The 21378-nt window shown below is 68.8% G+C and carries 17 protein-coding genes and 1 tRNA gene; 12 read left to right on the top strand and 6 right to left on the bottom strand.

What is annotated here, in order from left to right; genetic code table 11:
* Position 1: 1 nt before the first annotated feature.
* The 3 genes from ABZ906_RS14420 to polA form a co-directional block, all read right to left on the bottom strand.
* On the bottom strand, positions 2 to 136 hold the full coding sequence (locus ABZ906_RS14420) for an SPW_0924 family protein (RefSeq protein ID WP_160504431.1): 135 nt from the start codon (positions 134 to 136) through the stop codon (positions 2 to 4).
* Positions 137 to 313: 177 nt separating this feature from the next.
* A complete protein-coding gene (locus ABZ906_RS14425) occupies positions 314 to 2014 on the bottom strand; it encodes a lytic transglycosylase domain-containing protein (RefSeq protein ID WP_361381868.1) in 1701 nt (566 codons plus the stop codon).
* A gap of 232 nt (positions 2015 to 2246) precedes the next feature.
* Positions 2247 to 4988 (bottom strand): DNA polymerase I, encoded by a 2742-nt coding sequence (gene polA, locus ABZ906_RS14430; RefSeq protein WP_361381871.1) that lies wholly within the window; start codon positions 4986 to 4988, stop codon positions 2247 to 2249.
* A gap of 122 nt (positions 4989 to 5110) precedes the next feature.
* Here polA and ABZ906_RS14435 point away from each other — a divergent pair, with 122 nt between their 5' ends.
* From ABZ906_RS14435 to ABZ906_RS14475, 9 genes are all read left to right on the top strand, one after another.
* Positions 5111 to 7390, top strand: coding sequence for an FdhF/YdeP family oxidoreductase (locus ABZ906_RS14435; protein WP_361381874.1), 2280 nt, complete (start codon positions 5111 to 5113; stop codon positions 7388 to 7390).
* A gap of 45 nt (positions 7391 to 7435) precedes the next feature.
* Positions 7436 to 7909: a hotdog fold thioesterase gene (locus ABZ906_RS14440; protein WP_361381877.1), complete on the top strand. Its 474-nt coding sequence runs from the start codon at positions 7436 to 7438 to the stop codon at positions 7907 to 7909.
* Between the two features lie 130 nt (positions 7910 to 8039).
* Positions 8040 to 8435 (top strand): hypothetical protein, encoded by a 396-nt coding sequence (locus ABZ906_RS14445; RefSeq protein WP_361188586.1) that lies wholly within the window; start codon positions 8040 to 8042, stop codon positions 8433 to 8435.
* Complete coding sequence (locus tag ABZ906_RS14450) at positions 8426 to 9055, top strand: Tat pathway signal sequence domain protein (protein ID WP_361381880.1); 630 nt, start codon at positions 8426 to 8428, stop codon at positions 9053 to 9055. The genes ABZ906_RS14445 and ABZ906_RS14450 overlap by 10 nt, the downstream gene beginning before the upstream one ends.
* Positions 9056 to 9311: 256 nt before the next feature.
* Positions 9312 to 10556 carry a branched-chain amino acid ABC transporter substrate-binding protein gene (locus ABZ906_RS14455; protein WP_361188590.1) on the top strand — a complete coding sequence of 415 codons (1245 nt, stop codon included), beginning with the start codon at positions 9312 to 9314 and terminating at the stop codon, positions 10554 to 10556.
* A gap of 151 nt (positions 10557 to 10707) precedes the next feature.
* Positions 10708 to 11637, top strand: coding sequence for a branched-chain amino acid ABC transporter permease (locus ABZ906_RS14460; protein ID WP_361188592.1), 930 nt, complete (start codon positions 10708 to 10710; stop codon positions 11635 to 11637).
* Positions 11638 to 11642: 5 nt separating this feature from the next.
* Complete coding sequence (locus ABZ906_RS14465; RefSeq protein ID WP_361381883.1) at positions 11643 to 13481, top strand: branched-chain amino acid ABC transporter permease; 1839 nt, start codon at positions 11643 to 11645, stop codon at positions 13479 to 13481.
* A gap of 3 nt (positions 13482 to 13484) precedes the next feature.
* Positions 13485 to 14360, top strand: a complete 876-nt coding sequence (locus ABZ906_RS14470; RefSeq protein WP_361188598.1) for an ABC transporter ATP-binding protein — start codon at positions 13485 to 13487, stop codon at positions 14358 to 14360.
* The gene (locus ABZ906_RS14475; protein WP_361188599.1) at positions 14357 to 15073 is read left to right on the top strand and encodes an ABC transporter ATP-binding protein; all 717 of its coding nucleotides are present in this window, start codon (positions 14357 to 14359) and stop codon (positions 15071 to 15073) included. Before ABZ906_RS14470 ends, ABZ906_RS14475 begins: the two co-directional genes overlap by 4 nt.
* Before the next feature lie 221 nt (positions 15074 to 15294).
* Here ABZ906_RS14475 and ABZ906_RS14480 read toward each other — a convergent pair whose 3' ends face one another.
* The gene (locus ABZ906_RS14480) at positions 15295 to 15951 is read right to left on the bottom strand and encodes a response regulator (protein ID WP_361188602.1); all 657 of its coding nucleotides are present in this window, start codon (positions 15949 to 15951) and stop codon (positions 15295 to 15297) included.
* Positions 15952 to 16050: 99 nt separating this feature from the next.
* On the opposite strand from ABZ906_RS14480, the gene ABZ906_RS14485 reads away from it, so the two are divergent.
* Positions 16051 to 16125, top strand: a tRNA-Leu gene (locus ABZ906_RS14485).
* Positions 16126 to 16234: 109 nt separating this feature from the next.
* Complete coding sequence (locus tag ABZ906_RS14490) at positions 16235 to 16999, top strand: transcriptional regulator (protein ID WP_361188604.1); 765 nt, start codon at positions 16235 to 16237, stop codon at positions 16997 to 16999.
* Between the two features lie 30 nt (positions 17000 to 17029).
* Here the strand turns inward: ABZ906_RS14490 and pyk are convergent, their stop codons facing one another.
* Positions 17030 to 18466 carry a pyruvate kinase gene (pyk, locus tag ABZ906_RS14495; RefSeq protein ID WP_361188607.1) on the bottom strand — a complete coding sequence of 479 codons (1437 nt, stop codon included), beginning with the start codon at positions 18464 to 18466 and terminating at the stop codon, positions 17030 to 17032.
* 201 nt (positions 18467 to 18667) lie between these two features.
* Positions 18668 to 19381, bottom strand: coding sequence for an SIMPL domain-containing protein (locus tag ABZ906_RS14500; protein WP_361381886.1), 714 nt, complete (start codon positions 19379 to 19381; stop codon positions 18668 to 18670).
* Positions 19382 to 19542: 161 nt separating this feature from the next.
* Between ABZ906_RS14500 and ABZ906_RS14505 the strand changes: the two genes are divergently transcribed.
* Complete coding sequence (locus tag ABZ906_RS14505; RefSeq protein ID WP_361381889.1) at positions 19543 to 21348, top strand: 5'-nucleotidase C-terminal domain-containing protein; 1806 nt, start codon at positions 19543 to 19545, stop codon at positions 21346 to 21348.
* Positions 21349 to 21378: the final 30 nt, after the last annotated feature.

The raw sequence follows: 21378 nt of genomic DNA on the forward strand, positions 1-21378 counted from the left end.
CCTACGGGTGCTTGGGGACGGTGGTGAGCAGCGGCTCGGGTGATGTCTCGCCGGGCGGGGCGCCCATCGCCGTGATCGTCAGGACAAGGGCGAGGGCGACGGCAAGACCGGTCGCGGCGGCGATGAGAGCGCGCATGCGGATCCTCCCGGCATGAACTGACAGGGCGTCAGGGCTGGGGCACCGTAGCAACGCGGCGGCCAGATGAGAACACGTTGCACACACACGAACGCCCCTGCGCCGGGCGGGCGCAGGGGCGTTGCGTACAGGCCGTGCGTGCGGGCCGTGCGTGCGGGACGCGGGGCGGTTGTGCGGCTAGGCCGCGGGGGCCGCCACCTTCAGTTCGACCGTGAGCGTCGCGCCGCCCTCGGTGGTGATGCGCAGGACGTATGTGCCCGCCGCGTCGTCGGCGTACATCTTGGGGAGCTTGAGCAGGCCGTTCGCGTCCGTCTTGAGGGCCTTGAGGGTGCGGACCGGCTTGCCGTCCGCGTCCTTGAAGTAGGGGCCCTTGTCGTTGGCCGTGGCGTCGGTCGCCGACTTGACCATGGTGGCGGTGGCCGCGACCCGGTCGGCGACCTTCCCCTTGTACGTCGCCTTGACCTCCACCTGGTCGGCGAACTCCTTGCCCGGCTCGCAGGTCAGCGCCTTGTCGCTGGTCCTGGCGAGGGTGTCGGCCTGCCGCGCGGTGACCGTCGCCTTGTAGCCGAGGGCGGGCAGCGAGCGGCCGACGACCGTGGCGCGGACCGTGAACTCGCCGGTCTTCTCGCCCGCCTTGACCACCGGGGCGGTGGCCCTGCCCGTGGCGCTCGTGGTGACGGTCGCGCTGGTCGCGCCGCCCGGGAAGCGCGCGTCGGTGTCACCGACGATCGCGAACTTCACCTTGGCCTTGGCCACGCCCGAGCCCGACGCGGACTCCGTACGCACCGAGACGCGCTCGGCGAAGGCGTCGCCCGCCGTCGCGGAGAGCTTGCCCGTGCCGGCGTCCTCCAGGCTCTTGACCCGGTCGGTGGGCGAGGGGGTGGGGTCGGGGCTCTCGGAGCCGCCGCCGCTCGACGGCGGTGTGGTCGGTTCGCTGCTGCCGCCGCCGTTGCCGGGCTTGTCGTTGCCGGGGCCGGAGGGCTTGTCGCCGCCGGGCCGGGGCTTCGGCGAGGGCGAGGGGGACGCCGGGGGCGTGGGGCTCGGGCTCACGATCGGGTCGTTGCCGTCGCTGCGATCGCCCGGCAGGTCGCCCGTGCCGTCGGGGATCTCGTGCGCACCCCTGCGGAAGGTGTCCATCCACGTCAGGACGAGGTTCAGATAGTCCGTGGAGTGGTTGTAGCTGAGGATCGCCTTGTGCAGATCGGCCTCGACGGCCAGGTCGCGGTCGCTCGCGCAGAGGTAGTGCCCGGCGGCGAGCGCGGCGTCGTAGACGTTCTGGGGGTCCTTCTTGCCGTCTCCGTTGCCGTCCTGCGCCCAGGTCTCCCACGTCGAGGGGATGAACTGCATGGGGCCGACCGCGCGGTCGTGCGTCTTGTCGCCGTCGTACACGCCGTTGTCGGTGTCGGTGATCTTCGCGAAGCCGTTGCCGTTGAGGGCCGGACCGCGGATGTCCCCGATCGATGTGCCGTTCGCGTCCACGCGGCCGCCGCGGGCCTGACCCGACTCGACCTGGCCTATCGCGGCGAGCAACTCCCAGGGGAGGTTGCAGCCCGGCTTGGTGGTGCCCATCGAATCCGCGGCCTTCTTGTACGCGTCGAGGACGGTGGCCGGGATCTCTGACTTGGTGTCGTCACCGCCGCCGGGCGCTCCGGTCGGCGGGACCGGGCTCTTCAGCTCCGGCAGGTCGGTGTAGTAAGGGGAGTTGCCGGTCGCGGAGTCCTCTGCCGGCGGTGCGGCGCCGGAGGCTCCCGCCCGCTCGTCGCGGGGGACGTCCGTCACGCCCGGGGCCTGGGACGCCGCGAGCGCCGCCACCGCCGCGGCGGCCACCGCGGTGGTCACCGCTCCCCTGCGCAACCGCCTGCCGAATACCGCCGCCATGACCGTGGACCCCTCCCCTGGACGACCGTGTGAACTTGTGCCGTCCGCTCTGGTGCCCCGTGGCACTGCTCCCCAGCGGACCGACTCAGGCGACACTACGACAACTTCCGGCGCCCAGACACCCGTTCGTGCCCCATATTTACCGGTTGGCCGGGCGGGATTCACCGGTTGGCCGGGCGGGCCGAACGCATCCGACCCGCTCGGCGGCACACCCCGCCCGAGCCCGGCGCCGTCAGTGCGCCGCGGACTCCCAGTCCGCGCCCACGCCCACCGAGACATCGAGCGGCGCCCGCAGCGACACCGCGCCCGCCATCTCGCGGCGGACGAGCTCCTCCACCTTGGCACGCTCGCCCGACGCGATCTCCAGGACGATTTCGTCGTGGACCTGGAGCAGCATGCGGGATTCGAGCTTCGCCTCGGTCAGCGCACGGTGCACGTTCAGCATGGCGATCTTGACGATGTCCGCGGCCGTGCCCTGGATGGGCGCGTTCAGGGCCATCCGCTCGGCCATCTCGCGGCGCTGGCGGTTGTCGCTGTTGAGGTCGGGGAGATACCGGCGGCGGCCCAGCATCGTCTCCGTGTAACCCGTCGCGCGGGCCTCGTCGACCGCTCGGCGCAGATAGTCGCGCACCCCGCCGAACCGCTCGAAGTAGGTGTCCATCAGCGCACGGGCCTCGCCCGCCTCGATGTTCAGCTGCTGGGAGAGACCGAACGCGGAGAGGCCGTACGCCAGGCCGTACGACATGGCCTTGATCTTGCGGCGCATCTCGGCGTCGACGGCGGAGCCCTCCACGCCGAACACCTGGGAGGCCACGGTCGTGTGCAGGTCCTCGCCCGACTCGAACGCCTCCAGGAGGCCCTCGTCCTCGGAGAGGTGCGCCATCACGCGCAGTTCGATCTGGCTGTAGTCCGCGGTCATCAGGGACTCGAAGCCCTCGCCGACCACGAAGCCGCGGCGGATCGCGCGGCCCTCGTCCGTACGGACCGGGATGTTCTGGAGGTTCGGCTCCGTGGAGGAGAGGCGGCCCGTGGCCGCGACCGTCTGGTTGAACGTGGTGTGGATGCGGCCGTCCGCGGCGATCGACTTGATGAGGCCTTCGACCGTCACGCGCAGCTTCGCCTGCTCGCGGTGGCGCAGCATGATGACCGGCAGTTCGTTCTCGGTCTGGGCAGCGAGCCAGGCCAGGGCGTCCGCGTCCGTGGTGTACCCGGTCTTGGTCTTCTTCGTCTTGGGGAGGTTCAGCTCCCCGAAGAGGACCTCCTGGAGCTGCTTGGGCGAGCCGAGGTTGAACTCGTGCCCGGCCGCGTCGTGCGCCTCCTTCACCGCCTGCTGCACCGCGCCGGCGAACTGCTGCTCCATCGCCTCCAGATGGGCGCGGTCCGCAGCGATGCCGTGCCGCTCCAGGCGGGCCAGGAGGGTGGACGTCGGCAGTTCGATGTCCGTCAGGAGGTCACCGGCGCCGACCTCCTTCAGCTTCTCGCCGAACGCCGTGCCCAGGTCGAGGATGGTGCGGGCCTGCGACATCAGGGCGTCGGCCTCGGCCTGGTCGTCCTCCTCCGTGCCGAAGGCGAGCTGCCCCTCGGCGGCGGACGCGGGGGCCAGCTCCCGGCCGAGGTACTCCAGGGACAGGGCGTCCAGGGCGAAGGAGCGGCGGCCCGGCTTGACCAGGTAGGCGGCGAGGGCGGTGTCCATGGTGACGCCGTCCACGCTCCAGCCGTGCTCCGGGAAGACCCGCATCGTGGCCTTCGCGTTGTGCAGGACCTTGGGCTTCTTCGGGTCGGCGATCCAGGCCGCGAAGGCGTTCTCGTCGGCCTCGTCCAGGCGGGACGGGTCGAACCAGGCCGCCGCTCCCCCGGCCGCCGCGAGGGCGACCTCGGTCACCGAGCCCGTGCCGAGCTGCCAGGTGTCGACCGTGGCCACGCCGAGGACCGCCTTGCCGTGCTCGGCGAGCCACGGGCCGACCTCGCCCGCGCCGAGCACCGAACCGTCCAGCTCCACGCCGGGCTCGGCCGGGGTCTGCTCGGCCTCCTCGGCGCCGGGGTCGACGGCGAGCAGCCGCTCGCGCAGCGAGGGGTTACGGATCTCCAGGGTGTCCAGGACCATGGCGAGGGCCGTGCGGTCGTACGGAGCGCGCTCCAGGTCGCCGACGGCCTTGGGGAGCTCGACGTCGCGGACCATCTCCGTGAGGCGGCGGTTCAGCTTCACCGCGTCGAGGTGGTCGCGGAAGTTCTGTCCGGCCTTGCCCTTGACCTCCTCGGCGCGCTCGACGAGGTCCGCGAAGGAACCGAACTGGTTGATCCACTTCGCGGCGGTCTTCTCGCCGACACCGGGGATGCCGGGGAGGTTGTCCGACGGGTCGCCGCGCAGGGCCGCGAAGTCCGGATACTGGCTCGGCGTGAGGCCGTACTTCTCCTCGACCTTCTCCGGTGTGAAGCGCGTCAGCTCCGAGACGCCCTTCGTGGGGTAGAGCACCGTCACGTGGTCGGTGATCAGCTGGAAGGAGTCGCGGTCGCCGGTGACGATCAGGACGTCGAAGCCGGCCGCCTCCGCCTGCGTGGCGAGCGTGGCGATGACGTCGTCCGCCTCGAAGCCGTCCACCGCGAAGCGCACCGCGTTCATCGCGTCGAGCACCTCGCCGATCAGCTCGACCTGGCCCTTGAACTCGTCCGGGGTCTTGGAGCGGTTCGCCTTGTACTCCGGGAACTCCGTGGAGCGCCACGTCTTGCGCGAGACGTCGAAGGCCACCGCGAAGTGCGTGGGCGCCTCGTCGCGCAGCGTGTTCGCCAGCATCGACGCGAAGCCGTAGATCGCGTTCGTCGGCTGGCCCGTCGCGGTCGTGAAGTTCTCCGCGGGCAGCGCGAAGAACGCCCGGTAGGCCAGGGAGTGCCCGTCCATGAGGAGCAGGCGCGGACGCTGCTCGCCACTCGGCTTCGTCGCGGTCTCGGACTTCTTCTTCGCTGCTTTTTCTGCCACGTCCCCGATCCTGCCACGCCCCACTGACACTCAGGCCCAACCCTTACCCGCGACCGCGCTGTCACTGTCGCGTGGGAGGATCAAAGACGTACCTCACGCACGTGCTCGAAGAGGAGCCGATCATGGCAAGGAAGTCGCCCAAGGGTGATCCCGTCCAGGACGCGCCGCAGGTCGCCGAGGTGCAGCATGCCGCGGCGGGGCTTCCCGCCATCGGGCACACGCTGCGCATCGCCCAGCAGCAGATGGGCGTGCGGCGCACGGCGCTGACCCTGCTCCGGGTCAATCAGAAGGACGGCTTCGACTGCCCCGGCTGCGCGTGGCCCGAGCCGGAGCACCGGCACAAGGCGGAGTTCTGCGAGAACGGCGCGAAGGCGGTCGCCGAGGAGGCCACGCTGCGCCGCGTCACCCCCGACTTCTTCGCCGCGCACCCCGTGTCCGACCTCGCGACCCGCAGCGGGTACTGGCTGGGCCAGCAGGGCCGCCTCACCCACCCGGTGTATCTGGCGGAGGGCGCCGAGCGCTATGAACCCGTTCCCTGGGAGCGGGCCTTCGACATCATCGCCGAGGAACTGGCCGAGCTGGACGGCCCGGACGAGTCCGTTTATTACACCTCGGGCCGTACGAGCAACGAAGCGGCGTTCCTGTACCAGCTGTTCGCCCGCGAGCTCGGCACGAACAACCTGCCCGACTGCTCGAACATGTGCCACGAGTCGTCCGGCTCGGCCCTCACGGAGACCATCGGGATCGGCAAGGGCAGCGTCCTCCTGGAGGACCTCTACAAATCGGATCTGATCATCGTCGCGGGGCAGAACCCGGGCACGAACCACCCGCGCATGCTCTCCGCCCTGGAGAAGGCGAAGAACAACGGCGCGAAGATCATCACGGTCAATCCGCTGCCCGAGGCGGGCCTGGAGCGCTTCAAGAACCCGCAGACCCCGCAGGGCATGCTCAAGGGCACCGCCCTGACCGACCTCTTCCTGCAGATCCGCCTCGGCGGCGACCAGGCCCTCTTCCGGCTCCTGAACAAGCTCATCCTGGAGACGGAGGGTGCGGTCGACGAGGAGTTCGTCCGCGAGCACACCCATGGGTACGAGGCGTTCACCGAGGCCGCACGGACGGCCGACTGGGACGAGACCCTCGCCGCCACGGGCCTCGATCGCGAGCGCATCGAGGAAGCACTCGCCATGGTCCTGGCGTCGAAGCGCACCGTCGTGTGCTGGGCGATGGGCCTGACCCAGCACAAGCACGCGGTGCCGACCATTCGCGAGGTCGTCAACTTCCTCCTGCTGCGAGGCAACATAGGGCGTCCCGGCGCGGGCGTCTGCCCGGTGCGCGGTCACTCGAACGTGCAGGGCGACCGCACGATGGGCATCTTCGAGCGGCCCGCGCCCGCCTTCCTCGACGCCCTGGAGAAGGAGTTCGGCTTCGCGCCGCCGCGCGAGCACGGCCTGGACGTCGTCCGGGCCATCGAGGCGCTGCGCGACGGCAAGGCGAAGGTGTTCTTCGCGATGGGCGGCAATTTCGTGGCGGCCTCGCCCGACACGGAGGTGACGGAGGCGGCGATGCGCAAGGCCCGCCTGACCGTCCACGTGTCGACGAAGCTGAACCGCTCGCATGCCGTCACGGGCGCGCGTGCGCTGATCCTGCCGACGCTCGGCCGCACCGAAAGGGACCTCCAAGGCAGTGGCGAGCAGTTCGTGACCGTCGAGGACTCGATGGGCATGGTGCACGCCTCGCGCGGCCGTCTGGAGCCCGCGAGCCCGCATCTGCTCTCCGAGCCGGCCATCGTGTGCCGCCTCGCCCGCCGCGTCCTTGGCCCCGAATCGGCCACGCCCTGGGAGGAGTTCGAGAAGGACTACGCCACGGTGCGCGACCGCATCGCGCGCGTGATCCCCGGCTTCGAGGACTTCAACGCGCGCGTGGCGAACCCCGCGGGCTTCGCCCTGCCGCACGCCCCGCGCGACGAGCGCCGCTTCCCCACGGCCACCGGAAAGGCGAACTTCACCGCGGCGCCGGTCGAGTTCCCCGCCCTGCCCGAGGGACGGCTGCTGCTCCAGACGCTGCGCTCGCACGATCAGTACAACACCACGATCTACGGCCTCGACGACCGCTACCGCGGCATCAAGAACGGCCGCCGGGTCGTCCTGGTCAACCCCGACGACGCCCGCGAGCTCGGCCTCGCCGACGGGTCGTACGCCGACCTGGTGAGCGAGTGGAAGGACGGCGTCGAGCGACGCGCGCCCGGCTTCCGGATCGTGCACTATCCGACGGCCCGCGGCTGCGCGGCCGCGTACTACCCGGAGACGAACGTCCTGATCCCGCTGGACGCGACGGCCGACACCAGCAACACCCCCGCCAGCAAGTCCGTGGTCGTGCGCCTGGAACAATCAGGGACCGACTGAGCGTTCGCTCAGCGACTGGTGAGGACGACGAACGGAGCCGGGCCCATGGGCGAGCAGCACAGCGTGAAGTTCCCGCAGGAGGTCATCGACGAGTACGCGGCGCTCGGCATCGACCTGCCCGCCCTGTTCTCCGCGGGCGACCTGGGGGTCCGGATGGGCGTCCAGATCGTCGAGGCCTCCGCCGACCGTGTCGTCGGCACGATGCCGGTGGAGGGCAACACCCAGCCGTACGGCCTGCTGCACGGCGGCGCGTCCGCCGTCCTCGCCGAGACCCTCGGCTCGGTCGGCTCGATGCTGCACGGCGGGAGCAAGAAGCTCGCCGTCGGCGTCGACCTGAACTGCACGCACCACCGCGGCGCGCGTTCGGGCCTGGTCACCGGCGTGGCGACGCCCGTGCACCGGGGCCGCTCGACGGCGACGTACGAGATCGTCATCACCGACGAGCAGGACAAGCGGGTGTGCACCGCGCGGCTGACCTGCCTGCTGCGCGACGTGGACCCCAACGGCTCCGCCGCGTAGGCCGGTTGAGGGCGGCGCGCACCCCCGCAGGGTCCGCCGCGACCCCCGCGGGCCGGTCGCGCGCCCCTCGCACGAGGCCGGGCCGCCCCACGCATTGTCGGAGCGTGGGGCGCCGGTCTAGCGTCGGTGCATGAGGCACCGGAATCAGCTCTGTGCGCTCGCCCTCACCGCCGCTCTGGCCACCACCCCCGGCATCACCGGATGCGGTGACTCCGCTCCCCCCGACGACGCCCGCGGCACGTCCCCCTCCCCCGCCACCACACCCCCCGGGGACCTCTGCACGGCCCTGATCACCAAGTGGGGGCGGCAGATCTACGACTCGGGCGAGGAGACCTACGGCGACTACCAGTCGATGGGCCTCTCCAACGGGCAGTACATGATCCTGCGGGACGCCCTCGATCTGGCCCGCGCCGAGCGCGAGCGCCACGGGGCCGCCGCGGGACGGACGTTGCTCGCCCGTGAGGCCCGCGAGCGGTGCGAGAAGCGCTACCGCCACGGTGAGCCGAGCGGCGGGCCGTGGGTGTGAACGCCATCGGCCCCATCGAGCCCGGCGACAACACCTACGAGACGCGCACCGTCGCAGCGGACGAGCCGGCGGCCCGCCCGGCAGGGGCCCGCCCGCTCCTCACCCGGCACCGCAGGACCGCCCTGGCGCTCGCCACGGCCGCGGTCGTGGGCGCCGCCGGGATCAGCCTCTACCTGACCCGTCCCCGGCCCCCGAAGCCGCCGCCACCGCTCTATCCGTCGCAGACCGTGTCCGTGGCGTACGGGGGCGAGATGACGCGTCCGCGGGCCGGCGAGAGCACCTTCAGCTTCACCGTCAGCCTGAGCCAGTCCTCGGGCCCGCCGGTGTCCGTCAGACGGATCGCACAGCCGACAACAGCGCTTTCGGTCACCGCGGCCCCTGATACACCATTCACGGTGAAAACGGGAAGCCCTCGTACGGCACGAATCACGATGCACATTCGCGAATGCGGAAAGGTGCAGCGGAATGCCGGACTCCCTTTCCTGATCGTAACGCTGCGTAATACGCGCGCAATGCAGATACAGAGCTTCATCCTCGGCTCGGAGTACGCAAAAGATCTTTCGGAGGCCCTGACAGCCGCATGCCCCCCGAACACTGATGTCATGAGTAAAACACCCTGACAGTCCTGCAAGTTCTCAGCATGCGGGATGTGCCGAAGATGGCTTATTCCGGCACAACCGCCCCCTGAGTTCCAGCCGGGAATACTCCGTGGCATAACAAGAGCGTCACACCTTTGGCCTGACCACTCCACCTGGAACAAAGCGCGCCTTAGAGTCACGGCCAGTCACCGCGCCCACCGGATTCCTGTCAGTTCGGTTCTGCGCTCGACCCGGCCCACCCAACAGGGGACGGCCGTGCCAGGGGAAAGGACTGATCGTGCGTCAACGTTCGCTCATAGCCATCACCGCTGCACTCACCGCGGGGGCACTCACCCTCACCGCCTGTGGCTCACGCGACGACAAGGACAAGGAAGAAGCCGGGGGCGGCACCACCGTGGTCATCGGCGTCGACGCGCCACTGACCGGCGACTTGTCCGCGCTGGGCCTCGGAATCCGCAACTCCGTGGATCTCGCCGCCAAGCAGGCCAACGAGAAGAAGTACGTCGACGGCATCACCTTCAAGGTGGAGTCCGCCGACGACCAGGGGCAGCCCGCGTCCGGCCAGACCAACGCGACCAAGTTCGTCGCGAACAAGGACATACTCGGCGCCGTCGGCCCCCTGAACTCCTCCGTCGGCGAGTCGATGCAGAAGGTCTTCGACGACGCGAAGCTCGTCCAGGTCTCCCCCGCCAACACCAACCCGGCCATGACCCAGGGCCAGGACTGGAACGGCGGCAAGAAGGTCCGCCCGTACAAGGCCTACTTCCGTACGGCCACCACGGACGCCATCCAGGGCCCGTTCGCCGCGCAGTACCTGTTCAACGAGGCGAAGAAGAAGAAGGTCTTCGTCGTCGACGACAAGAAGACCTACGGCGCCGGCCTGGCCGCCACCTTCAAGAGCGAGTTCACCAAGCTCGGCGGCAAGGTCGCCGGCACCGAGCACGTGAACCCGGACACGAAGGACTTCGGCGCCGTCGCCACCAAGATCAAGAACTCTGACGCGGACGTCGTCTACTACGGCGGCGAGTACCCCGCGGCAGGCCCGCTCAGCAAGCAGATGAAGAAGGCCGGAGCCAAGATCCCGCTCGTCGGCGGCGACGGCATCTACAGCGCCGACTTCGTCAAGCTCGCGGGCGCCGAGGGCAAGGGCGACTACGCCACCTCCGTCGGCCAGCCCGTCGAAGAGCTGCCCTCCGCCAAGGAGTTCATCGCGAACTACAAGAAGGCCGGCTACAAGGAGGCCTACGAGGCCTACGGCGGCTACTCGTACGACTCCGCCTGGGCGATCATCGAAGCGGTCAAGAAGGTCGTCGACGACAACGACGGCAAGGTCCCCGACGACGCCCGCGCCAAGATCGTCGAGGCCATGCAGGACGTCTCGTTCGACGGCGTGACCGGCAAGGTCTCCTTCGACGAGTACGGCGACGCGACCAACAAGCAGCTCACCGTGTACCAGGTCAAGTCCACCGAGGACCCGACCAAGGGCTGGAAGCCGGTCAAGTCCGGCACCTTCACCGGCTGACCCACCCCGCAGTCAACGACACCACCGCGCGGGGCGCTGCCTCCGCAGCGCCCCGCGCGGCGTCGCATCCGTCACCTAAGCCGTACGGCCGGCGAGGCCCCCAGCCATCGCACGCAGGCCGAACGACACCGAAAGACTCGGAGGACCTGCGGTGCACGAACTGCCGCAACAGCTGGTCAACGGCCTGCTACTGGGATCCATGTACGGCCTGATCGCCATCGGCTACACAATGGTCTACGGCATCGTCCAGCTCATCAACTTCGCCCATGGCGAGATCTTCATGGTCGGCGGCTTCGGCGCCCTCACCGTCTGGCTCTGGCTGCCGGGCGGCACCAGCATGTGGCTCGCCCTGCCGCTCATGCTGATAGGCGCCGTCGTCGTCTCCACCCTCATCGCGGTCGGAGCCGAACGCTTCGCCTACCGCCCGTTGCGCGGCGCACCCCGCCTCGCACCCCTCATCACCGCCATCGGCCTCTCCCTCGCGCTGCAGCAGGCCGTCTGGGCCTGGTACCCCAACGCGAAGTCGTCCCGCACCTTCCCCGAGATCCCCGGCGGCTCCATCCACATCGGCTCCGTCACCATCCAGCCCGGCGACATCTTCCTGCTGATCACCGCCCCGATCTGCATGTTCGCCCTCGGCTACTTCGTGATGAAGACCCGCGTCGGACGCGGCATGCAGGCCACCGCACAAGACCCCGACACCGCCAAGCTCATGGGCGTCAACACCGACCGCGTCATCGTCGTCGCCTTCGCGATCGGCGCCGCCTTCGCGGGCATCGCCGCCGTCGCCTACGGCTTCCGCTACGGCGAAGTCCAGTTCCGCATGGGCTTCCTCTGGGGCCTCAAGGCCTTCACCGCCGCCGTACTCGGAGGCATCGGCAACATCTACGGCGCGATGATCGGCGGCCTCGTCCTCGGCGTCGCCGAAGCCATGGCCACCGCCTACATGAACGACATCCCCGGCATGAGCCAGCTCGGCGGGCAGTCCTGGGCCGACGTCTGGGCCTTCGTACTCCTCATCGTCGTACTCCTCGTCAGGCCACAAGGTCTCCTCGGCGAGCGCGTCGCGGACAGGGCGTGACAACCATGACCACACAGAACATCGCGGCCGGCGCGCCCAAGCACGACAACACCCCCACCGGACTCATCGCCGTCCCCGAGGGCCCCGCCCGCGCACTGGCCACCGGCGGCGGCATCCTCACCGTCATCTCCACGTTCATGGCATGGACCTGGACCGCGGCATTCCCCGGCGACCTCACCGTCTACGGCTACCCCGGCGGCCTCCAGGTCCTCGTCCTGATCGCCGGCGCCCTGACGACACTCCTCGGCCTCGCCTCGTACGGCGTCAAGGGCGTCCGCGCCCTCGCCCCCGCCGGAGCCGACGCCGCACTCAAATACGCGGCACTCGCCGCCTTCGCCACCACCTGGTACACGATCATCTCGATCAGCTACCAGCTCGGCGGACTCGCCAACCTGGAACCCGGCGGCTGGGTCGCGGCCATCGCCACCCTCGCCTCCCTCGTCGGCGCACTCGCCCTGCCCTTCGTACGACCGCACACCTACCCGGTCGACCCCGAGGACACCGGTGGCGAGCAGTTCAAGCACCGCGTGCGCAACGGACTGACCGTCTTCAAGGGCGCCTTCGCCGCCGACACCGCGCCCACCCCGCGCAAGCTCCCCAACTACGTCGAGATCCTGATCATCATCGCCGCACTCGCGGTGGGACTCCTCGTCTTCACGTACGGCATCGGCACCGAGTACGACGAACTCTTCATCGGCTTCCTGGTCACCGTGGCGTTCTGCTTCGCCGCCCTGTCCAAGGCCGGCCTCGTCGGCCTGGTCTCCACCTACACCGCCCGGCACCGCCACGTCACCCTCACCGGTGCGTTCGTCGCCGCCGCGGCCTTCCCGTTCACCCAGAGCGACGACCAGTACGCCACCATCGGCGTCTACATCCTGATCTTCGCCACCGTCGCACTCGGCCTGAACATCGTCGTCGGCCTCGCCGGCCTCCTCGACCTCGGATACGTCGCCTTCCTCGGCGTCGGCGCCTACGCGGCATCCATGGTCTCCGGATCGCCGTCCTCGCCCTTCGACGTCCACCTGCCGTTCTGGGGCGCGATCCTCGTCGGCGCCGGCGCGTCGCTCATCTTCGGCGTCCTCATCGGCGCCCCCACCCTGCGGCTGCGCGGCGACTACCTCGCCATCGTCACCCTCGGCTTCGGAGAGATCTTCCGGCTCGTCGCCATGAACTCCGACGGCACCTCGGGCCCCGACATCACCAACGGATCGAACGGCATCTCCTCGATCCCGAACCTGAAGATCCTGGGCTTCGACATGGGCGCCGAGCACACCATCGCCGGCTTCACCATCGGGCGCTTCGCGAACTACTTCTTCCTGATGCTGCTCATCACCCTCGTCGTCGTCCTCGTCTTCAAGCGCAGCGAGGACTCACGCATCGGACGCGCCTGGGTCGCCATCCGCGAGGACGAGACCGCCGCACTCGCCATGGGCATCAACGGCTTCCGCGTCAAGCTCATCGCCTTCGCGCTCGGCGCCTCGCTCGCCGGACTCGCGGGCACCGTACAGGCGCACGTCACCTACACCGTGACACCCGAGCAGTACCAGTTCGCCAACACCGTCCCGCCGAACTCGGCGTTTCTGCTCGCCGCGGTCGTCCTCGGCGGCATGGGCACCATCAGCGGACCCCTCGTCGGCGCGGCCCTGCTCTACCTCATCCCGAGCAAGCTCTCGTTCCTCGGCGACTACCAGCTCTTCGCCTTCGGACTCGCGCTCGTCCTGCTCATGCGCTTCCGCCCCGAGGGCCTGATCCCCAACCGCCGCCGCCAGCTCGAATTCCACGAGGCCGAACTCGCCCCCGGCGACACGCCCTCACCCACAGTCCTCAGCAAGACAGGGGCCTGAGCCATGACCACCGACACCACCACCAGCAAGGACCGCCCCGCCGCCACACCGGCCGGAGAAACGGTCCTGGACGCCCGCGGCGTCACCATGCGCTTCGGCGGCCTCACCGCCGTACGCTCCGTCGACCTCACCGTCAACAGCGGCGAGATCGTCGGCCTCATCGGCCCCAACGGCGCCGGCAAGACCACCTTCTTCAACTGCCTCACCGGCCTCTACATCCCCACCGAGGGCGAGGTCCAGTACAAGGGCAAGGTCCTGCCCAGCAAATCGTTCAAGGTCACCGCGGCCGGTGTGGCCCGCACCTTCCAGAACATCCGTCTCTTCGCCAACATGACGGTCCTGGAAAACGTCCTCGTCGGACGCCACACACGCACCAAGGAAGGCCTCTGGTCCGCCCTCCTGCGCGGCCCCGGCTTCCACAAGGCCGAAGCCAAATCCAGGGAACGCGCCCTGGAACTCCTCGAATTCGTCGGCCTCGCCGAGAAGGCGGACCACCTCTCCCGCAACCTGCCCTACGGCGAACAGCGCAAGCTGGAAATCGCCCGGGCACTCGCGAGCGAACCCGGCCTGCTCCTCCTCGACGAACCGACCGCGGGCATGAACCCGCAGGAGACCCGCGCCACCGAAGAACTCGTCTTCGCCATCCGGGACATGGGCATCGCCGTCCTCGTCATCGAGCACGACATGCGCTTCATCTTCAACCTGTGCGACCGAGTGGCCGTACTCGTCCAGGGCGAAAAACTCGTCGAGGGCGACAGTGAGACCGTCCAGCAGGACGACCGCGTCATCGCCGCCTACCTGGGCGAACCCTTCGAAGGCGCCCCCGGCAACGGCAACACGGACGCCGACGCGACGGGCAACGAGGAGAACAGCCGATGACCGCACTGCTCGAAGTCGAGGACCTCAAGGTCGCCTACGGCAAGATCGAGGCCGTCAAAGGCATCTCCTTCAAGGTCGAGGCCGGCGAGGTCGTCACCCTGATCGGCACGAACGGCGCAGGCAAGACCACCACACTGCGCACGCTCTCCGGACTGCTCAAGCCCGTCGGCGGCTCCATCAAATTCAACGGAAAACCGCTGCGGAAATACCGCGCCGACCAGATCGTCGCGCTCGGCCTCGCCCACTCCCCCGAGGGCCGGCACATCTTCCCGCGCATGACGATCGAGAACAATCTGCGGCTCGGCGCATATCTGCGCAGCGACAAAGCAGCCATCGAAAAGGACATCGCGCGCGCCTACGATCTCTTCCCCATTCTCGGGGAACGCAGAAAGCAGGCGGCGGGCACGCTCTCCGGCGGTGAGCAGCAAATGCTCGCCATGGGACGCGCGCTCATGTCCCAGCCGAAACTGCTCATGCTCGACGAGCCCTCCATGGGCCTTTCGCCGATCATGATGCAGAAGATCATGGCGACCATTTCCGAACTCAAGTCCCAGGGCACGACCATTCTGCTCGTCGAACAGAACGCCCAGGCGGCGCTCTCCCTCGCCGATCACGGTCACGTCATGGAGGTCGGCAAGATCGTCCTGTCCGGCACGGGGACCGATCTGCTGCACGACGAGTCCGTGCGCAAGGCGTACCTCGGCGAGGACTGAGGACTCCGTCCCGGCACACGAGAGAGGCGCGCCAGCAGGTCAAGGGGCGGGGTGTCCGTGTCCGTATCGGCCAGTACGAGGCTGCCCGCCCTCTCTGCGCCCGCCCGCGTCCGGCCGCCGGGCGTCCCGCGGCGCGCCCTGCGCACCCCGCCCCCCCACCCCCCCCCGCCCCCCCCCCCGCCCCGGGGGCGCGGGCCTCTCTCGTACGTGCCTACGCGGGGCTACTGCCCCTTGGCCGCCTTCTTCTCGTCGGCGTCCTCGATGACCGCCTCCGCGACCTGCTGCATCGAAAGGCGCCGGTCCATCGACGTCTTCTGGATCCAGCGGAACGCGGCGGGCTCGGTCAGGCCGTACTCCGTCTGGAGGATCGACTTCGCGCGGTCGACCAGCTTGCGGGTCTCCAGACGCAGGGTGAGGTCGGCGACCTCCTTCTCCAGCGTCTTCAGCTCCGTGAAGCGCGAGACGGCCATCTCGATGGCCGGCACCACGTCGGTCTTGCTGAAGGGCTTCACGAGGTACGCCATCGCGCCGGCGTCCCTGGCCCGCTCGACCAGGTCGCGCTGCGAGAACGCGGTCAGCATGAGTACCGGGGCGATGGACTCCTCGGCGATCTTCTCGGCCGCGGAGATGCCGTCCATGACGGGCATCTTCACGTCCAGGATCACCAGGTCCGGCCTGTGCTCGCGGGCCAGCTCCACGGCTTTCTCGCCGTCGCCGGCCTCGCCGACGACGGTGTAACCCTCCTCCTCGAGCATCTCCTTGAGGTCGAGCCGGATGAGAGCCTCGTCCTCCGCGATGACGACACGGGTCGTCAGCGGGGGCACGTGCGACTTGTCGTCGTCATCGGCTGCGGGCTGGGGCGACTCGGGGGAAGTCACGGGGGCTCCTTGTTGCGGGCAGATACTGCTTCCCATGAGCCTACCTAGCTACGGTATGGTGGATGCGCGGAGGGTCCAGGGAAACCTTGGATTCTGCGAGCCCCGGTAGCCCAATTGGCAGCAGGCAATGGATTCAAAACCCATACAGTGTCGGTTCGAGTCCGACTCGGGGCACTTTTCCTTCAATTCCAAGGTCACGTGAGATTAGATCCGCTTCACGTGAACGTGTGAACGCGCCCGCGTACTCCGGTCCGGGCGCCCGTTCGCCGCCAAGCTCAGTCACATGTACGACATGGGCACACGCAGGCGGGCGCTTTCGCTGATCTCCCAAGGCCGAAGCCTGAACGCGGTCAGCAAGGAAACCGGCATATCGCGCGCCGCGATCCGCTCCTGGCAGACCCGCGTCGAGCCGCTCGACCGGGACCGTGCGGCCCCGTGCCCGCGTTGCTGTGACGCTCCCTCCCTGCCTGAAGACCGCGCCGCGTACTCCTACTTGCTCGGCCTCTACCTCGGTGACGGCTGCATCAGCCCGGGCCGACGAGGCGTCTACTCCATGCGCATCGTGTGCGCTGACAGCTGGCCCGGCTTGATCGAGGCGTGTGAGGCCGCAATCCGCAGCGCGCGCCCGGACAACCGCGTCTGCCGCGTCAAGAAGCAAGGCTGCGTCGCCGTCACATGCTCCAGCAAGCACTGGCCCTGCCTCTTCCCCCAGCACGGCCCCGGCAAGAAGCACGACCGCACCATCGCCCTTGAACCCTGGCAACAGGAGATCGTCGACGCCCACCCCTGGGAGTTCATCCGCGGCCTCATCCACTCCGACGGCTGCCGGATCACCAACTGGACGACCCGCACCATCGGTGGCGAACGCAAGCGCTACGAATATCCCCGGTACTTCTTCACCAACCTGTCCGGCGACATCATCCGGCTCTTCACCGACACCCTGACCACGGTCGGTGTCGACTGGAAGGCCGCGAACCATCGGAACATCTCCGTGGCCCGCAAAGCCTCCGTAGCCCTCATGGACGCCCACGTCGGTGCCAAGTACTGAACGGCTCTCCCGCGTGCGGAGGCGGTTCGGTTACTTGGGGCTGTCGTCCTCGCCGATGTGGTGGATGCGTACGAGGTTGGTGGAGCCCGCGACTCCGGGCGGGGAGCCCGCGGTGATGACCACCACGTCGCCCCGCTCGCAGCGCCCGTACTTCAGGAGCAGCTCGTCGACCTGGTTGACCATGGCGTCGGTGGAGTCGACGTGCGGGCCCAGGAAGGTTTCCACGCCCCAGGTGAGGTTCAGCTGGGAGCGTGTCGCCCGGTCCGGGGTGAAGGCGAGGAGCGGGATGGGTGAGCGGTAGCGCGAGAGGCGGCGGACCGTGTCGCCGGACTGGGTGAAGGCGACGAGGAACTTGGCGCCGAGGAAGTCGCCCATTTCGGCGGCGGCGCGGGCGACGGCGCCGCCCTGGGTGCGGGGCTTGCTGCGTTCGGTCAGCGGCGGGAGTCCCTTGGCGAGGATGTCTTCCTCGGCGGCTTCGACGATGCGGGCCATCGTGCGGACGGTTTCGATGGGGTATTTGCCGACGCTGGTCTCGCCGGAGAGCATCACCGCGTCGGTGCCGTCGATGACGGCGTTGGCGACGTCGGAGGCTTCGGCGCGCGTGGGGCGGGAGTTGTCGATCATCGAGTCGAGCATCTGGGTGGCGACGATGACGGGCTTTGCGTTTCGCTTGGCGAGTTTGATGGCGCGTTTCTGGACGATCGGCACCTGTTCGAGGGGCATTTCGACGCCGAGGTCTCCGCGGGCGACCATGAGGGCGTCGAAGGCGGCGACGATGTCGTCGATGTTGTCGACGGCCTGGGGCTTTTCGACCTTGGCGATGACGGGGAGGCGGCGGCCTTCCTCGTCCATGATGCGGTGCACGTCTTCGATGTCGCGTCCGCTGCGGACGAAGGAGAGGGCGATGACGTCGAATCCTGAACGCAGGGCCCAGCGCAGGTCTGCCTCGTCCTTGTCGGAGAGGGCGGGGACGGAGACGGCGACGCCGGGGAGGTTGAGTCCCTTGTGGTCGGAGACCATGCCGCCTTCGACGACGGTGGTGGTGACGCGGGGGCCGTCGACCGCGGTGACCTCCAGGGTCACTTTGCCGTCGTCGACGAGGATGCGCTCGCCGGGGGTGACGTCGTCGGCGAGTCCGCCGTAGGTGGTGCCGCAGGTCTGCCGGTCGCCTTCGACGCCCTCCTCGACGGTGATGGTGAACTCGTCGCCCCGTTCAAGGAGTACAGGTCCTTCGCTGAAGCGGCCCAGGCGGATCTTCGGGCCTTGAAGGTCGGCGAGGACGCCGACGCTGCGGCCTGTCTCGTCGGAGGCCTTCCGTACACGCTGGTAGCGCTCCTCGTGCTCGGCGTACGTGCCGTGGCTGAGGTTGAAGCGGGCCACGTCCATTCCGGCTTCGACCAGTGCCTTGATCTGGTCGTACGAGTCGGTGGCGGGGCCCAGTGTGCAGACGATTTTTGCTCGGCGCATGTTTCGACCCTAGGGCTTACCGACCGGTAGGGAATTGGCTGGGCATGACTACTCAACAACCTTTGCGTGAAGGGTTATTGACAAGTGTTGAATTGTGCGGGGCGCCGCTCTGATGAGCGATTTACCGGGCGCCCCGCGACGTAAATCCCGCTCTCCGTGACGGCGAACAGGAGTTCCGTGACTACAACAGGAGTTCCGTGACTACAGCTGTGGCGGATTCATCGTGAAGCGCGCGTTGACCTGTGCGTAGACGCGCTGTCGCTGCGGTTCGAGGTCGATGGGGGCCGCCTCGCTCATGTCGGCGGCGCCGCCGTACGCGACGGCGCGCATGGCGGGCGGGGGGCCGCCGTAGCCGAACGGCTGGGAGTTCTCGGCGCCGATGTCGGCGAGTTCGACCAGGGCGGCCAGGCCCGTCCCCAGGGCCTCGGCGTACTCGCGGCCGCGCTGGACCGCTTCCCTGACCGCCTGCTGCCGGGCTTGGCGGTGGGTGGGCGAGCCGGGCCGCAGGGCCCAGTAGGGGCCGTCGACGCGGGTCAGTTCGAGGTCCGCGAGGCGTGTGGTGAGTTCGCCGAGGGCGGTGAAGTCGGTGAGTTCGGCGGTGACGTGGACCCGGCCGTGGTAGGCGCGGATGCGTTCGCCGCGGCCGTGCTTGGTCAGTTCGGGGCTGATGGAGAAGGCGCCGGTCTCCAGTTTTTCGACGGACTCGCCGTAGGTCTTCACGAGGTCGATGACGGTGGCGTTGCGGCGCGTGAGGTCGTTCAGGGCGTCTCGTCGGTCGGTGCCGCGTGCGCTGACGGTGATGCCGATGCGAGCGATCTCGGGGTCGACTTCGAGGTGTGCCTCTCCCTTGACGGCCAGGCGCGGGGCGTCGGGGGTGCCGTAGGGGGCGGCGGTCGTGGGGGTCGTCTCGTCCATGCGGCCACTCTCGCACCGGTGGAGGGCGGCGGACAGTCTTCGGGGCGCGGCACCGGACAGTCATCGGATCGAAACCTGCGGGGTCTGTTGCCGGTGGGGTGGCCGGGGTCAGAATCTACGCGCGTTACATCGATCGACCAAAGGTCCAAGGGGAGTACGAAATGCCGCTGAACCGCCGGAAGTTCCTGGGCAAGTCCGCCGCCGCCACGGGTGTGGCGCTCGCGGGCGGTGTGGCCGCCGCGCCCGCCGTGTCGGCGCACGGGCACGGGAAGCCCGCCAAGCGGAAGAAGCGGTACTCGTTCACCGTCATGGGCACGACTGACCTGCACGGCAATGTCTTCAACTGGGACTACTTCACGGACAAGGAGTTCGACGACAAGGACCACAACGACGTGGGCCTGGCGAAGATCTCCACTCTCGTGAACGAGATCCGCGAGGAGAGAGGCCGCCGCAACACGCTTCTCATCGACGCGGGCGACACCATTCAGGGCACCCAGCTCTCGTACTACTACGCCAAGATCGACCCGATCACCGCGAAGCGCGGCCCGGTCCACCCGATGGCGCAGGCGATGAACCGCATCGGTTACGACGCGGCGGCGCTCGGCAACCATGAATTCAACTACGGCATTCCGGTTCTGCGGAAATTCGAGGAGCAGTGCGAATTCCCGCTGCTCGGCGCGAACGCCCTGGACGCGAAGACGCAGAAGCCCGCTTTCCCGCCGTACTTCATGAAGCGCCTGCGCACCCCGCACGGCCGTGACGTGAAGGTGGCGGTGCTCGGTCTGACCAACCCCGGCATCGCGATCTGGGACAAGGCGAACGTCCAGGGCAAGATGACGTTCCCAGGCCTGGAGGAGCAGGCCGCGAAGTGGGTGCCGAAGCTGCGGTCCATGGGCGCGGACGTCGTGATCGTCTCGGCGCACTCCGGGTCCAGCGGTACGTCCTCGTACGGTGACCAGCTCCCGTACGTCGAGAACGCGGCGGGTCTGGTGGCCGAGCAGGTGCCCGGCATCGACGCGATCCTGGTCGGGCACGCGCACACGGAGATCCCGGAGTACTTCGTCGAGAACAAGGAGACGGGCAAGAAGGTCGTCCTGTCGGAGCCGCTGAAGTGGGGCCAGCGCCTGACGCTCTTCGATTTCGACCTGGTGTGGTCGAAGGGCCGCTGGACGGTGGAGAAGGTCGGCGCGCAGGTCCTCAACTCCAACACGGCGAAGGAGGACCGGAAGATCACCGGGCTGCTCGCCGACGAGCACAAGAAGGTCGTCGCGTACGTCAACCAGGTCATCGGCACGTCGACGCAGGCGATGAGCACGGCCGAAGGCCCGTACAAGGATGTCGCGATCATCGACCTGATCAGCCATGTCCAGGCGGAGACGGTCAAGGAGGCGCTCAAGGGCGGTCAGTACGCCGCGCTGCCCGTGCTCTCGCAGGCCTCGTGCTTCTCGCGGACGGCGGCGATTCCGGCGGGCGAGGTGACGATCAAGGACGCGGCGGGTCTCTACCCCTTCGAGAACACCCTTGAGGCGCGGCTCATCACGGGGGCGCAGCTCAAGGAGTACCTGGAGTTCTCGGCGCGCTACTACGTGCGGACGGCGGCCGGCGCTCCGGTGGATCCGGCGAAGCTGACGAACGCGGACAACATCCCGGACTACAACTACGACGCGCTGTACGGCGTGACGTACGAGATCGACATCGCCAAGCCCGCGGGGTCCCGTATCGCGAAGTTGAGCTTCGACGGCAAGGACATCGACCCGAAGGCCGAGTTCGTGCTGGCGGTCAACAACTACCGGGCGAGCGGCGGCGGCAACTTCCCGCATGTGGCCGCCGCCAAGCAGCTGTGGGCGAACTCGGACGAGATCCGCAACACGATCATTCAGTGGGTGCAGGCGAAGGGGACGGTCGATCCGGCGCAGTTCGCGTCGGTGGACTGGAAGCTGACGCGGGACGGCACGCCCGTCTTCTAGGCCTTCGGGACCGCGGGGTCTTGGGGCCCC

The sequence above is a fragment of the Streptomyces sp. NPDC046925 genome (assembly GCF_040644915.1).
GTDB lineage: Bacteria > Actinomycetota > Actinomycetes > Streptomycetales > Streptomycetaceae > Streptomyces.

Bases quoted from the DNA above. Each gene is read 5' to 3' on its own strand.
- ABZ906_RS14425 (WP_361381868.1), bottom strand. From the start codon at position 2,014: ATGGCGGCGGTATTCGGCAGGCGGTTGCGCAGGGGAGCGGTGACCACC.
- ABZ906_RS14490 (WP_361188604.1), top strand. From the start codon at position 16,235: ATGTACGACATGGGCACACGCAGGCGGGCGCTTTCGCTGATCTCCCAA.
- ABZ906_RS14435 (WP_361381874.1), top strand. From the start codon at position 5,111: ATGGCAAGGAAGTCGCCCAAGGGTGATCCCGTCCAGGACGCGCCGCAG.
- ABZ906_RS14465 (WP_361381883.1), top strand. From the start codon at position 11,643: ATGACCACACAGAACATCGCGGCCGGCGCGCCCAAGCACGACAACACC.
- ABZ906_RS14505 (WP_361381889.1), top strand. From the start codon at position 19,543: ATGCCGCTGAACCGCCGGAAGTTCCTGGGCAAGTCCGCCGCCGCCACG.
- ABZ906_RS14470 (WP_361188598.1), top strand. From the start codon at position 13,485: ATGACCACCGACACCACCACCAGCAAGGACCGCCCCGCCGCCACACCG.
- ABZ906_RS14440 (WP_361381877.1), top strand. From the start codon at position 7,436: ATGGGCGAGCAGCACAGCGTGAAGTTCCCGCAGGAGGTCATCGACGAG.
- ABZ906_RS14445 (WP_361188586.1), top strand. From the start codon at position 8,040: ATGAGGCACCGGAATCAGCTCTGTGCGCTCGCCCTCACCGCCGCTCTG.
- ABZ906_RS14500 (WP_361381886.1), bottom strand. From the start codon at position 19,381: ATGGACGAGACGACCCCCACGACCGCCGCCCCCTACGGCACCCCCGAC.
- ABZ906_RS14475 (WP_361188599.1), top strand. From the start codon at position 14,357: ATGACCGCACTGCTCGAAGTCGAGGACCTCAAGGTCGCCTACGGCAAG.
- ABZ906_RS14420 (WP_160504431.1), bottom strand. From the start codon at position 136: ATGCGCGCTCTCATCGCCGCCGCGACCGGTCTTGCCGTCGCCCTCGCC.
- pyk (WP_361188607.1), bottom strand. From the start codon at position 18,466: ATGCGCCGAGCAAAAATCGTCTGCACACTGGGCCCCGCCACCGACTCG.